The following is a 13,103-nucleotide window of genomic DNA, read 5'->3' as shown; positions in this document are numbered from 1 at the left end:
TTGAGGAGACGAGGCAGTTCGGTGCGATAGGGGGTCTTCGAAGTGGGCCAGCGAGGGCCCCTCCCCGGCCAACTTCGAAGACCCGCCAAAGCGAGAAAGACCTCACCCGGACCACCAACTGATCACGACTCGATACGTGCCCTAGCTTCGCGCTCGCCGGGCCGCCGGAGGGGTCCCCGTCAAGAGAACACAAGAACGAACGGGAACCCCCCGGTTCAGCCGATCCGGCGGGACCGTACGGCGGCTCGCTTCGGCTTACTGGCCGTCAGTCGCTCAGCGATTCCCCTGACCTGAGGGTCCTCCGCCTCCCGCGCGGCCTCTATCACCTGGCGGGCCACATCGCCGCGCAGCTCGCCGAGGGCCATCATCGCAGCCACGGCCACTGGTGACTCGGAACCCTTCACCGCGGTACCCAGGGCCTCGGCCGCGTCCTCCGCGTCCGGGTGCCCGATGTAGCACAGGATGTCCGCCGCGTGCCGTCGTACCACTTGGTCGTCCGACCTGAGCGCCTCGACCAGCGACGGGACAGCCGCGGAGCCGAACGCGGCCACGTCGTCGGTCAGGGCGTTGCGTTCCTCGAGCCCGTGGTCGCCCAGCAGGGCGACCAGATGCGGTACCGCCCGAGGCTCCCGAATGCGGCCCAGCGCCCATCGGGCCTTGCGGGCGACCGCCTCGTCCGGATCCGTGATGTACGGCAGAACGGCGTCCACCGTCTCGGGGTTGGCGAACTTGCTGACCACGTGCAAGGCCTGGACCCGCACCTCCGGCGACCGGTCCGGCTCGATGGCGGCGAGCACCGCCGGCCGCGTGGCCTCCTCCAATCGGGTGACCGCCCAGGTCATGGTCTCCCGAACGAAGAAGTCCGGCTCTGTCCACAAGGCTTCGACCAGCTCATTCGCGTACCCGCTCTCGAACTGCGAACCGATCGCGAGCGCCGCGGTATTACGCACACTGCGATCCGGATCCGACAGCTTCTCGACCAACTCGTTCGCGGGTATTGAAGTGTTGTGAGGCTGCGAAGTCGACATGCGGCGGATCCTACATGCTGACCCACGCCATCGGCCTGTCACACCGTCAACGCGCGACCGCCCGAACTGGCAGCTGAATGCTTAGCAGTCGCAGGTCTCGTGACCCGTTTTGTTTTCCGGTCATCGGTTTCCGCAGCGTGACCAGGGACGGGATTCCGCCCCAGGATGAGGACGGCTCTTCGAATCCGGAGTTCGCAACCGGATTCATTTGGGGGTCCGGTCTTTTCATCAAGGACGGAAGGAAGCCATCATGGGCAACAACGAGGAGTACTTCGTCGAGATCGACGACCTGTCCATCGACGTGTTCGACGTCGTCGAGCAGGGCGGTGCGGTCACCGCGCTGACCGCCGATCACGGCATGCCCGAGGTCGGCGCGTCGACCAACTGCTTCTGCTATATCTGCTGCTCCTGCAGCTCCAACTGACGCACCCCCGGAACGAGACCGGTCCCGCGACGCGCTCCTGGGCGCGCCGCGGGACCTCGGCATGCCTCATCCCTCTGCGGCGGGCGACGAGGCTGACAACGAGCGAGGTAGAACCCATGATTTTGGCGTCCGGACTGGCCAAGTCCTACAGCGTTCGGCGCGGCCGGGAACGACTGCGGGTCGATGCGGTCTCGGACGCGAGCTTCGAGGTCGCCGGGGGAGAGATCGTCTCCTTCCTCGGGCCCAATGGCGCGGGGAAGACCACGACGCTTCGGATGCTCACGACCCTGACCAGCCCGACCTCGGGCTCGGCCAGGGTGGCCGGCCACGATGTCGCCGCTCAGCCGCGGGAGGTGCGCCGGCAGATCGGCTACGTCTCGCAGGGCGGGTCGGCCGGCGGCTTCGCCAGGGCCGGGGACGACATCGTCGACCGCGCCATGCTCTACGGCCTCGACGCGGCCACCGCCACGCGACGGGCGCGCGCGCTGCTCGACCGGCTTGACCTCGCCGACGTCTGGACACGCGTCGTGCGAACGCTGTCCGGCGGGCAGCGCAGGCGGCTGGACGTGGCCATGGGTCTGGTGCACAAGCCGCGCCTGCTGTTCCTCGACGAGCCGACGGCCAGCCTCGATCCCCAGGCACGCGCCAACCTGTGGGGGCATATCAGGGACCTGCGCGAGGAGTACGGCATGACCGTGTTCCTGACGACTCATTACCTCGATGAGGCGGACGTGCTGAGCGACCGGGTCATCGTGTTCGATCACGGGCGGGTGGTCACGGCCGACACCCCGGACGCGCTGAAGGACCGGATCTCCGGCGACCTGGTCGAGATGGAGGTCGCCGACCCGGAGCAGGTGGACGCTGCCGCGCACATCCTCGAGAAGTCCGCTACCGACCGGCCTTCGGTGACCGGGCTGCGAGTGACCGGCCGGGTGCACAAGGCCGGGACAGCCCTTCCGGGCCTCGCCCGCGAACTCGGCGTGGCCGGCATCGACCTGGTATCGCTGGAGGTGCGCCGCCCGACCCTGGACGACGTGTTCCTCACCCTGACCGGACGTTCCCTGCGGGACTCGCACTGACCGCGCCAAGGAAGGCACCACCCATGCTCCACGACACGATCGTCGTGTTCCGTCGTCAGATGCGCCTGAGCCTGCGCAGCCCGGCCATGGTCCTTACCGGGCTGCTCCAGCCGGTGCTCTACCTGGTGTTGTTCGCCCCGCTGCTGCGGTCGGTCGCTGAGCAGGTCGGCTCTGCGAACCAGTACACGCTCTTCGTTCCCGGACTGCTCGTCCAGCTCGCGGTCTTCGGGGCCGCCTTCACCGGCTACGGCGTGATCGGCGAGTGGCGCGATGGCGTGATCGAGGGGGAGCGGGTCACCCCCGCGCCCCGGTCCGCCCTGCTGCTGGGTCGGCTCGGACGCGACCTCGTACAACTGCTGGTTCAGGTCGTCGTACTGATCGCTCTCGCCTACGCCTTCGGGATGGACGCACCGCTGCCGGAACTCCTGGTCGGCGTGGCCATCACGCTCCTTCTCGGGGGCGCGTGCGCCGCGACCTCGAACGCGATCGCGCTCAGCGCCAAGGACGAGCGGGCCATGGGCGGCGTCGTCAATACCCTGCTCATGCCGGTCATCCTGCTGTCCGGGATCCTGTTGCCGGTCGGGATGGGGCCGGACTGGCTGCGGTTCACGGCGGGACTGATGCCCGTCAAGCATGTCGTCGACGCGGTCCGGGCCTGCTTCGCCGGTGACCTGACGGCGAGCGGTGTCGTGTGGGGCGGCGGCTGGGCCGTACTGCTGTGCCTGCTGGGTGTGTGGTTCGGCACCAGGACGTTCCGTGCGGAGGCATAGCCGGTGGTCGCTCGGCTCCGGAAAACACGCACCCTTACCCAATAATTGACTGTCCGCTGTCAAGCGTGAAGGCATCTCCATCGCTTAACATCTATTGGATCCATAGCCTCTTGCTTGGTCGACGTCGGGTCACCTAGAGTTGTTTTTCGCTAGAGAGACATCAGGCTTGATGGTTAATCAAAGCGCTGCGGCGCGGGGTGAAGTCGCGCAGCAGCACTTTTGCGGGCTTCGATTCTGATCACACTATTAATCACACGGTTGGCCTTTGGGGCGACGGCATTGTCGGCCCCGGTCCGGACGCAGGCAAGGACGCTTTCGTAACCGGCGGCCGACAACACCTATGAAGTGCCGGGCCATCAGGTGCCGTAATGCCTGTTCGGCGGGGGAAGCACGGGGGTAACAGGGTGAATCCAGTTGATGGCTCCTCCACGGCCTCTGGAGACATCGCGGTGGATGCGGTGGATATCGCGGTGGATGAGGTCGTCCTCGTCCGCGTGGCCGGATTGAGCAGATCCTCTCTCAGAGGGTTTCACCACAGTCGCGTCGACCGTCTGCTGTCCGATCGAGCGCGAGCGATCAGAGAACTGGCCGAGTCCGTCGAACGAGCCGACGCGGCCCTGTTCCAGGACATCGGCACGCGCGCCGGAGACGAGCGGGCCCTGCTTGTCGCCGCGCGTCGAGGCGTGCGCCAAGGTGACCTGTCCAGGCGAGTCGCGCAGCGGGCTGTGCCGCTGATGTCCGAGGGTGCCACCGCGGCGTTCGGTTCCTGGACGGCCGCGCAGGAACGGGTGCGCGACCTGGACGCGCGGCTTGATGACGCGCTGGTGGCGGCCGAGGGCGAGGACCTGCGGCACCTGCGCGGCCTGTGCCTGGACCGGCGGTTTCACGCCGGCCTGCGGGCCACCAGCCGGGACCTGGCCGACACCGCGCGGCGGTGGGCCACGGGGCAGACCGGCGCGCCCCAGCGCAAGCGGCTCCTCCGGCTCACCCGCATGGCGGCCCGCGCGGGTGCGAAGACCAGCCCGTTCAGTTCCTGGATGATCACGGTCCCGGCCCGCTGGGGCCGGCTCGGCGCCGAGGTGACCGGAGAGCGGCTGCTCGCCGAGCTGGACGGTGCGGTGGCCGGGGTGCTCACCCAGGCCCTGCACGCCGCGCTGCCGGAGGCCGCGGGCCCTGAGGTGCGGGTCAACCCAAGTCTGGTGCGGGTCGGGGGCGGTTGGCTGTTCATCCGGGCTGGGCAGCGGGAGCAGACGGTCCGGGTCGCAGCGCACCCGGCGATCGACGAACTGCTGCGCACCCTGGTCCCCAGGGACACCGAGGCGGCTCTGGCCGCGCGGGTGCCCGCAGGGGCCGGGCTCGTGGGCAAGTGCCTGGCCGCCGGACTGCTCGAACGTTGTATTCCCGTCGCGGACCATCACCCCCGCCCCTGGGCCGCGTGGGCCGCCCTCGCCGACGCGCACGGCACGGCGGACCTGTCCGCCGGGCTGGCCGCCCTGGACACGGCACTGCGCGACGCGGACGCGGCCGGGGCACAGGCCGCCGCCGGGCAGCTGGGGCGCCGCCTCGGGGTCACCCTGCCGCCGGTCGAGGTGCGCGAGATGTCGGTCGCGGCCGACTGGCCGTACGAACTGCCCGCCCGCCCGGAAGGCTCCGCGCTCGACGAACTCGACTGCGCCCGGCGGCTGCTGGCGCTTCAGGACGTGAAGTTCCCCGCGAAGCTGGCGGCGGCCGAGCATCTGGCCAGGACGTTCGGCGCGGACTACGACGTGCCGCTGACCGTCGCCCTGGACAGCCTGGCGCGGGCCCGCCTCGACACCGATGATGACCTCGGGCGGATCGTCGGGCCGACGGCGCCGCCCTGGGGAGCCGACCTGGCGGCCTGCGTCGGCAGCGGGGTACGGGAGTTCGCCGGCGCGCTGTCCCGGCTTACCGGCGAAGTGCTGAGCTTGGCGGCGAAGGGCCCGCTCGCCGTGCAGGACGTGCGCCGGCTGCTCGACGACTTCCCCTTCGCGCACCCGAACCGGTCGGCCACCTTCTACCTCCAGGAGGCCTCCGAGGCGGGGATCCGCCGGGTGGTGAACGTCGTGCACGGCGGGCACGGCCGGGGCCGGGGTCGTCTCGCGGCGCAGGCGGGCATCGCCGTCGCGGACCTGGTCACCGCCGCCGACGAGGACATCGTAGAGATCGGCGGGCTGCTCGGATCGGCGCTGAACGCGAGGGCGGCCACGGCACCGCGGGAGTTGCAGTACCCCGGCGCCACGACCGGCCGGCCGCGGGAGCAGCGCCTGCCGATGTCCTCGGTACGTGTCGTGCCCGGGGCGCACGGCCTGCCCGCGCTCCGTGACGAGGACGGCCGGGATGTGCGCCTGGTGCACCTGGGCATGGCGGCGGACCTCGCGCTGCCGCCGTTCGCCAGGCTCCTGGAGCAGGTCTTCGGCAGCGCCTACCTGATCCACCCGAGCATCGCGGCCTTCACCCCCACGGCCCCCGGGCGCGCCGGGGCGCAGCCAGCCACGCCGCGCGTGATGCTCGGGACCACGGTGCTGCAGCGGGAGCGTCGGCTGCTGCGCCGGGAGGAGTTCCCCGGTGCGGGCGAGCCGCGTGCTTCGCTGCGGGCCTGGCACCAGTGGCTTGCGGCGTACGGCCTGGGCAGCCGCTTCTACCTTCGGGCGTGGAGTTCCGCCGACCACGGCGGGGGCCAGAGCAAGGCGCGCAAGCCGGTGTTCGTCGACATCACCAGTCCGCTGCTGTTCGCGGACGCCGAGAAGATGCTCAGACAGGCCGAGTACGCCATCGTCGAAGAGTGCCTGCCCGATCCGCTGGCCGGGTCGGGACACGTGAGCGAGTACGCGGTCGAGGTCGGTGTGCGACGTTGACGACCTGGGCGTCTTGGCACGTGCATCAGCACCAGGGTCAGGATCGGCTGTTGGTCGAGGCGGTCGCACCGCTGATCCGGGCCGTGCGCTCCGACAAGCTCGCCGACCGGGCGTTCGTCCTGCGTTACTGGGACGGGGGTCCGCACGTGCGGCTGCGGCTGCGGGCGCCGTCGGACGCGGCCCTGGCGGCGCTGGAGTCCCGGGTGGCGGCCGAACTGCGGCGCTGGTGTCGGGAACATCCGTCCGAGCGGAGCATGGGCACCGAGGAGTACGCGCTGCTGCGCGACCGGATCGGCGACCCCGCCTCGGCCGCCGAACTCGCCCCGGACGGCTCGGTCGTACGGGCTGTCTACTCCCCGGAGCACCAACGGTACGGCCGGGGCGCGGCGTTGGCGGCGTGCGAGGAGCACTTCGACGACAGCACGCGGATCGCCCTGGACGTGCTCGCCGCCAACCCCCCGGCCGCGTCCCGGGATTCGCTGGTCGTGCTGATTCTGGCCCGTTTCCTCGCGGCGCGAGACAGCCGGGCCGGCGTCGGCTGGGCCCGGCGCGTCCGGGCGGCCGGCATCCCGGCCGCCGTGCGGCTGGACCCTCGCCGGGTGGCGTCGCTGCTGGAGCGGCCCCCCTCCGCCGTCGCGCGCTTCACCCGGTCACTGGAGCGGCTCGACGCCGGGCTGCGCATGTCAGGGGACGACTACCGCCCGCCGGCCCTCGGCTTCGGCGGCGTCGCCTTCGAGACCAGTGAGGCACGGGACCCGATCGCGACGCTGGACATCTGCATCCACCTCTTTGCGAACCGGATAGGAGTGACCATGCCCACGGAGCTGACGCTACGCGCATCACTCGCGCAGGCTCTTCTCGCCGAGACGCGGGCAGACGCGTGAGCGGGGCGCGGGACAGCGGGGCGTGGGAGTCGGCCGTGACGCTCGCCGCCCGCGAGGACGCCGACTGGCAGGGGCTGTTCGCCTATCACGAAGAGGACCGGTGGAACGCACTGCTGCTGGGGCCGCTCTGGGAGTGCGCTCGGACGGCGGAGGCGGCCGGCTGCCGGTTCCGCCTGACCCGGGAGTGGCAGCGGGGACCGCACCTGCGTCTGGGGGTGCGTGGCCCCGTCGAAGCCGCGGCCACGGTGCGCGCGGAGATTGACCAGCGCCTGCACGAGGTGCTGCGCTCCAGCCCGTCGACCCGGAGCCTGACGTTCGCGGATGTCCGGGACCGGGCGCGGTGGATCGCCGACCGCGCCGGGATCGAACCGCGCCAGGACTGGTTGGCGGACAACTCCCTCACCTGGACGGCCGGGGGCGAGACCGGGACGCGGGACGCGGAAGCGACCATGCGGGCACTGCTGGAGGACTTCCACTACGCGGCGACGGTACCGGCGCTGCGGCTGCTCCGCGCGGCACCCGGGGCGCGGCTCGGGCCGGCCTGCGCCGACCTGATGGCGGTGACCGCCCAGGAGTTCGGCCGGGGCCGACTGGCCTCGGCGGCGCTGTCCTTCCGGTCGCACGCCGAGGCGCATCTGAACCTTGACGCCGCGACGGACGTGCGCGCGGCCTGGGACGCCGATGCCCGCCGCTCGGCACCGGCGCTGCGCCGCCGGCTGCGTGCGGTGGCGCTCGGCCCGGACCGGCCCGCGTACGCCCGGGACTGGCTGGCGGCGATCACCCCGGTGGCCCGGGCCGCGGAGCGGGCGCAGCGCCGCGGCGAGCTCGTCATGCCCACGATGGCCAAGGGTTTCAGCGCCGAACTGACCGACCGCAGCGCCTTCCACCGTGCGCTGGCCGGGTCCGCACCGTGGGAGGACGTGCGCGCCTCCGACTGGTTCGCGATCTACCGCCTCGCGATCAACCTGCTCTACCTCCAGTTCTCCCGGCTGGGCGTGGGACCGTCCGGCCGGTACCGGCTGTGCCACCTGGTGGCCACGGCCCTGGACGAACGCGAGGACCCGACGGCGACCACAGAGGACCCGACGGCGACGACAGAAGAAGGCGACTCGTGACCAGGGCACAGGACATTGCCGCAGACCGGACCGAACGACTGAGGCCGGGGGTGTTCAGCGCCGAGCGCGGCGGGCGCACCCACCTCATGGCCTGGCCGCACCACATCAGCCTGCCCGCCGACCACCGGACGGACGAGAAGATCGCGCGCCTGGCCGGCACCGGGCAGCCGGCCGGCGAGGACGACCCGACCACCGAGCTGCTGCGCCGCGAAGGCTGGCTCGACGAGGAGTTCAGCGACGACCGCGGGGTCGCGTTCGTCGTAAGGCAGCTACGCGCCCGCGAGCCGGTGCCCGCCGCCGCCGGACGGCTCGACCTCTCCCGGTACGCGGTCATCCGCGCCGAAGCCGGAGCCCTGATCCTGGAATCGCCCCTGGCCAGCGCCGAGATCACGATCCATCGGCGGGAGCTGCTGACCGCTGCGATCGACCCTGCGGCCGACCTCACGGCCGACCCCGCGACCACGCCCGGCGGGCTCGCCGCCGCCCTGCGCGAGCAGCTGTTCGCCGCCGGGTTCCTCGCCGACCCGGACGGTGAGCAGGCGCGGGAGCTGCGCTACCGCCAGTGGGCACCGCACGAGTTGCTGTTCCACGACCGCAGCCGGCTCGGCTACCGCGGATACGTCGGCGACGGGTTCGGCGGCACCTGGTGGGGCCGCGCGGCGGGCTTCGAGCCGGAGCCGGCTGCCCCGCCGCCCTATCAGGGGCCGCGCGTCGAGCTCGCCGTACCGGATCTCACGGACCGTCGGTTGAGCGAGGGCTCGTATTTCGAGGTCGCCGAGCGGCGCCGGTCCGAGCGGCTGCATGACGACGAGTTCCCGATCTCCGTCGACCAGCTTGGCGAGCTGCTGTACCGCACCGCGCGGGTGCGGCGAGTGCACGAGGAGGACGGGGTCGAGTTCGTCAGCTCTCCGCGCCCCTCCGGCGGATCGGTGTACGAGCTCGAACTGTATCCGGTGGTCACCCGGTGCTCGGGCCTGGACAGCGGTCTCTACCACTACGACGCGCACCGGCATGGGCTGGAGCTGGTGCGGCCGGTGAGTCACTACGCGGTGCGCCGGATGCTGCGGGTCGCCTCGCAGGGATCGACCACCGGCGCCGTACCCCAGGTGCTGCTGGTCGTGGCGGCGCGGGTCGGCCGGGTGATGTGGAAGTACGAGGGGATGGGTTACGCGGTGGTGCTGAAGAACACGGGGGTGCTCTACCACGCGCTCGCCGGGACGTGTGGCGCCATGGGGCTGGCCGGCTGCCCCCTGGGCACGGACGACGCGGTCGCCTTCACCGAGGCCACCGGCCGCGATCCGCTCGTCGAGTGCAGCGTGGGCCAGTTCATCGTGGGATCCAGCCCGAGGCGGCGCGAGGAGCTGAGCGGATGAACACGACCCGGCGGATGAACGCCTACACGATCGACCACGAAGGCAGGACCTACGGGCTGTCCGAGTCCGGACCGCTGGAGCTGTCGACCGGGCTGTCCGCCTGGATCCGCCTGGTGTCCTCCTGGATCGACCAGGGGCGGGACGTAGAGCAGGCGGCCGACGAGATCGGCGGCGCGCATGCCCGACAGGCCCGCCGCGTACGGGACGCGATGGAGTCCGTCGGAATCCTGCGGCGGTTGGCCACCCCCGGTGAGGTGAGGTTCGTGGGCGACAGCGCGGATCTGGCCCGCGCGGTGGAGCGTAGCGTGCTGGCCTTGCCGGCCGTCGTGCTGGGCGCCGGACCGCTGCACGGCGACTGGTTCGACGGTGTCCGGGACGCGGCCGGGGCGGGCCGGGCGGGAGTGGTGCTGTTCACCGAGCGCGCCGCGGTAGTCGCCGGGCCGATGGGCACCGAGCAGCTCCGGGACGTCCTGACCGCCCTGCGCTGCGGTGACCTCGCCGACGGGCGGCCCGATCCGGCCGCGGTACGGACGGCCGCGGCGCAGCTGGTCCGGCGCGCCGCCCTTGGATCCGGCGATGCCTGGAGCGGCGTCACGGTCACCCGAGAGGAGACCACCTCCTGGCGGGCCCTGCCGCACCCGTGGCGGCTCGCGCCGCCCGGCCCGGCAACCGGACCGTTCGACGAGCGGGTGATGGCGGCGATCGACCCGGTCCACGGCGTCGTACGGGAGATCGGCGAGGACGACCTGCCCCAGGTGCCCCGGCACCTGGCGAGGGCCCGGGTCGCCGGCCGGGCCTCGATCCGCCCGCTGGACCTGGAGCTCGTGGCAGACGGCTCGGACTACGGGCAGGCCCGGCGACGGGTCGTGCTCGCCGCCCTCGCGCTGCACCTCGAATCGACCCTCGACCCACGAGCCGTCATCGACGCCGCGGGGCAGCGCGTCCTGGGCGACACCGGCGACCTGAGCGCGCTGCGCGCCGCGACGGACCGCATCGCCGCCGACCCCGGACGCTATTTCCTGCCCGCCCGCCGCGTGGCCGACGACAGCCCGGTGCTGGTCCCGGTCGGCCGGGCGCGGCGCTGCGACGACAGCGCCCGGCCGGCATCGGGCACCGCCGCGGCCGAAGCGCGGGACGACGCGCTCGCGACGGCGCTGCTCGGCCTCCTGGAGTCCTGGGCGGTGGGTACGACGGGCTCGGCCGCGCGAGTCCTTGACGAGGGCGAGGACGGGGACGCCATTCCGGCTGAAGTGCGCGAAGCGCTCGGCCAGTTGCGGCTGGCCGATCGCGACGCCTGGCTCGGGGTGCTGCCGGACAGCGTCGTCCCGACCGCGGTGGCGACCACCCGCCACGGCACCGCCCATGCCTGCGGCACCAGCCACGCCGCCGCGGCGGTCCGCGCGATGGAGCGGGCCGTGCTCGCCGACCAGCTGCTGACGCACGGCCGCACCGACCTCGTACCGCGGGCCTGGGGGCCGGCCCTGCCGCAGCCGGACCGGGCGGTCGGCCTGCCGGGCGCGGCGCCGATCACGCTCGCGGACCTGCGTCGTGCCGTGGCGCTGTGCGCGCCGGACGCCGTTGTGGCCGAACTTGACCACGATCCCGGCGTCGCCCGACTCGGAATCTCGGCAGTAAAGGTGGTAGTGGACTGATGACGGGGACGCTGACGAACACCGGCCGGGACCAGGCAGAGCGGCTCGGGCTGCTGGCGCGCGGCCTGTCCGACGCGCTGGCGCACCTGGGAGTCGAGGTGCGGGCGAGCGACACCTGGTGCCTTCCGGCGGACGGCCCGGGCGAGGGCCCCTGGCTGAGTGTGCACACGGAGGTCGACCGGGTGATCGTCGGGCCGCTGACCCGGCCGGGCGTACCGGGCTGCCCGCACTGTCTCGACCTGCGGCGCCGACGGGTCGACGCGAGCAAGGCGTGGCTCGCCCCACTGCGCGAGGAGCATACCGCCCGGCTGGAGCGCGAAGTGCCGCAGCTGCTCGACGAACTCGCCGCCGGGGTGGTGGCCGACGCGGCCGTCGCGCTGGTGGCGGACGAGTCGGCCGGCCCGGCGGACCGGCACCTGCTGACGGTGGTCGATTTGGCCACCCTGGAAACGCGCCGCCACAGTTTCCTGCCCGATCCCTTCTGCCCGCACTGCGGAACGCTGCCCGAGGACTCGGCGGCCCGGGCCCAGCGCGTGCCGCGGCCCGCCCCGAAGATCACGCCGTTCGGGTCCCGGACGCGGGATGTCCTGGCCGAGTTCGAGACGATCCGCGAGCTGTACGTGGACCCCTTCAGCGGCCTCATCCGGCGCACCGACCGCGGCGCGGAGGGCGGTCTGGTGATGTCGGGCGCGTCGATGCCGCTGCGGTTCGACAACCTGGCCGAGCCCGGCTACGGCCGGGGCCGCGACTACCGCACCAGCGAGCTGACCGCGATCCTCGAAGCCCTGGAGCGTTACGGCGGCGTGGCCCCGGGGGGCCTGAGAACCTCCGTGCGCGGCACCTGGCGCGAACTGGCGCCGCACGCCGTGCACCCCGACGTGTTCGGCCGCCACCCCGACGAGAGCTACGACGACCCGGCGTTCCGCTATCGCAGGTTCGATCCGGACCGGCCGGTGTGGTGGGTGTGGGCGCACTCGTTCGCCCGCGGCAGCGCCCGCCTGGTGCCCGAGGCGCTGGCGTACTACTACTGCCACCGGCTGCGCAGCGACGATCCCGTCTCCTACTACGAGGTGTCCAACGGCTGCGCCCTCGGCTCGTCCTGGGAGGAGGCCACGCTGCACGGGCTCATGGAGACGGTCGAGCGTGACGCGTTCCTGTGCACGTGGTACACCCGCACCGTCCCGCCGACGATCGATCTGGACTCCTGCCACGACCCGCGTGTGCCCCTCCAGGCGGGCGTGATCGCTTCGAGCACCGGGTACCGCGTCCACGCCTTCGACATCACGACGGACTACGGCATCCCGGCGGTCTGGGTGATGGCCGCGCATCCGGACCGGAAGGGTCCCGCGCTGCTGTGCACCGCGGGGGCCGGCCTGGACCCGGAGCGCGCGCTGCTGAACGCGCTGAACGAGCTCGGTCCGATCCTCAGCGACGTGATCCGCCGCTACCCGGCCGAGGCGGACCGGGCCGGACAGATGGTGCGCGATGCCCATCGGGTCGTCACCATGCCGGACCACTCCGCGCTCTACGCCCACCCGGACGCCGCACACCGGCTCGACTTCCTGTTCGGCGGGCCGGTCATCGGCATCCACGAGGTCGGCGGGCCGGACCGGCTGCGCCCGGACCGGGACGACCTCACGGTGGACCTGCGGGCCGCGGCCGAGCGCGTCGGCGAGGTGCTGGTGGTCGACCAGACCACGCCGGAGCACCGGGCCGGCGGCTTCACCTGTGTCAAGGTCCTCGTCCCCGGAGCGGTGCCGATGACCTTCGGATACCGCAACCGGCGGATCGACGGGCTGCCGCGGCTGCTGACCCTGCCGCGACGGCTCGGCCGGCTCGGCGCGGACCTGACCCGGGATCAGCTGAACCCCGACCCCCACCCGTTCCCGTGAGGGCGGCCCC

Annotated in this window: 11 protein-coding genes; 9 read left to right on the top strand and 2 right to left on the bottom strand. The window is 72.3% G+C overall.

What is annotated here, in order from left to right; all coding sequences use genetic code 11:
• Positions 1 to 215: 215 nt before the first annotated feature.
• On the bottom strand, positions 216 to 1,028 hold the full coding sequence (locus Q4V64_RS06940; protein WP_216377692.1) for a HEAT repeat domain-containing protein: 813 nt from the start codon (positions 1,026 to 1,028) through the stop codon (positions 216 to 218).
• A 250-nt stretch (positions 1,029 to 1,278) separates the two neighbouring features.
• On the opposite strand from Q4V64_RS06940, the gene Q4V64_RS06935 reads away from it, so the two are divergent.
• The 3 genes from Q4V64_RS06935 to Q4V64_RS06925 all read left to right on the top strand — a co-directional run bounded on the left by Q4V64_RS06935 (position 1,279) and on the right by Q4V64_RS06925 (position 3,301).
• The gene (locus Q4V64_RS06935) at positions 1,279 to 1,452 is read left to right on the top strand and encodes a thiomuracin/GE37468 family thiazolyl RiPP peptide (protein WP_124444206.1); all 174 of its coding nucleotides are present in this window, start codon (positions 1,279 to 1,281) and stop codon (positions 1,450 to 1,452) included.
• A gap of 116 nt (positions 1,453 to 1,568) precedes the next feature.
• Positions 1,569 to 2,531, top strand: coding sequence for an ATP-binding cassette domain-containing protein (locus Q4V64_RS06930; protein ID WP_124444207.1), 963 nt, complete (start codon positions 1,569 to 1,571; stop codon positions 2,529 to 2,531).
• Positions 2,532 to 2,554: 23 nt separating this feature from the next.
• Positions 2,555 to 3,301, top strand: a complete 747-nt coding sequence (locus Q4V64_RS06925; RefSeq protein ID WP_124444208.1) for an ABC transporter permease — start codon at positions 2,555 to 2,557, stop codon at positions 3,299 to 3,301.
• 356 nt (positions 3,302 to 3,657) lie between these two features.
• Here Q4V64_RS06925 and Q4V64_RS06920 read toward each other — a convergent pair whose 3' ends face one another.
• Complete coding sequence (locus tag Q4V64_RS06920) at positions 3,658 to 3,993, bottom strand: hypothetical protein (protein WP_124444209.1); 336 nt, start codon at positions 3,991 to 3,993, stop codon at positions 3,658 to 3,660.
• Positions 3,994 to 4,035: 42 nt separating this feature from the next.
• On the opposite strand from Q4V64_RS06920, the gene Q4V64_RS06915 reads away from it, so the two are divergent.
• From Q4V64_RS06915 to Q4V64_RS06890, 6 genes are read left to right on the top strand one after another with little or no spacing between them, the layout of a single operon-like run.
• Positions 4,036 to 6,177 (top strand): hypothetical protein, encoded by a 2,142-nt coding sequence (locus Q4V64_RS06915; protein WP_172629509.1) that lies wholly within the window; start codon positions 4,036 to 4,038, stop codon positions 6,175 to 6,177.
• Positions 6,105 to 7,061, top strand: coding sequence for a lantibiotic dehydratase C-terminal domain-containing protein (locus Q4V64_RS06910; RefSeq protein WP_301184590.1), 957 nt, complete (start codon positions 6,105 to 6,107; stop codon positions 7,059 to 7,061). The genes Q4V64_RS06915 and Q4V64_RS06910 overlap by 73 nt, the downstream gene beginning before the upstream one ends.
• Positions 7,062 to 7,096: 35 nt before the next feature.
• Positions 7,097 to 8,176: a lantibiotic dehydratase C-terminal domain-containing protein gene (locus Q4V64_RS06905; RefSeq protein ID WP_172629511.1), complete on the top strand. Its 1,080-nt coding sequence runs from the start codon at positions 7,097 to 7,099 to the stop codon at positions 8,174 to 8,176.
• Positions 8,173 to 9,549 carry a SagB family peptide dehydrogenase gene (locus Q4V64_RS06900; RefSeq protein ID WP_124444212.1) on the top strand — a complete coding sequence of 459 codons (1,377 nt, stop codon included), beginning with the start codon at positions 8,173 to 8,175 and terminating at the stop codon, positions 9,547 to 9,549. The genes Q4V64_RS06905 and Q4V64_RS06900 overlap by 4 nt, the downstream gene beginning before the upstream one ends.
• Positions 9,546 to 11,201: a hypothetical protein gene (locus tag Q4V64_RS06895; protein WP_124444213.1), complete on the top strand. Its 1,656-nt coding sequence runs from the start codon at positions 9,546 to 9,548 to the stop codon at positions 11,199 to 11,201. Before Q4V64_RS06900 ends, Q4V64_RS06895 begins: the two co-directional genes overlap by 4 nt.
• Entirely contained in the window at positions 11,201 to 13,093 is a 1,893-nt protein-coding gene (locus Q4V64_RS06890) for a TOMM precursor leader peptide-binding protein (RefSeq protein ID WP_124444214.1), read from the top strand. The genes Q4V64_RS06895 and Q4V64_RS06890 overlap by 1 nt, the downstream gene beginning before the upstream one ends.
• The last annotated feature ends 10 nt before the right edge of the window (positions 13,094 to 13,103 follow it).

It is taken from the genome of Streptomyces sp. NL15-2K (assembly GCF_030551255.1).
GTDB lineage: Bacteria > Actinomycetota > Actinomycetes > Streptomycetales > Streptomycetaceae > Streptomyces.
This window is presented reverse-complemented; position numbering and strand designations above follow the sequence as displayed.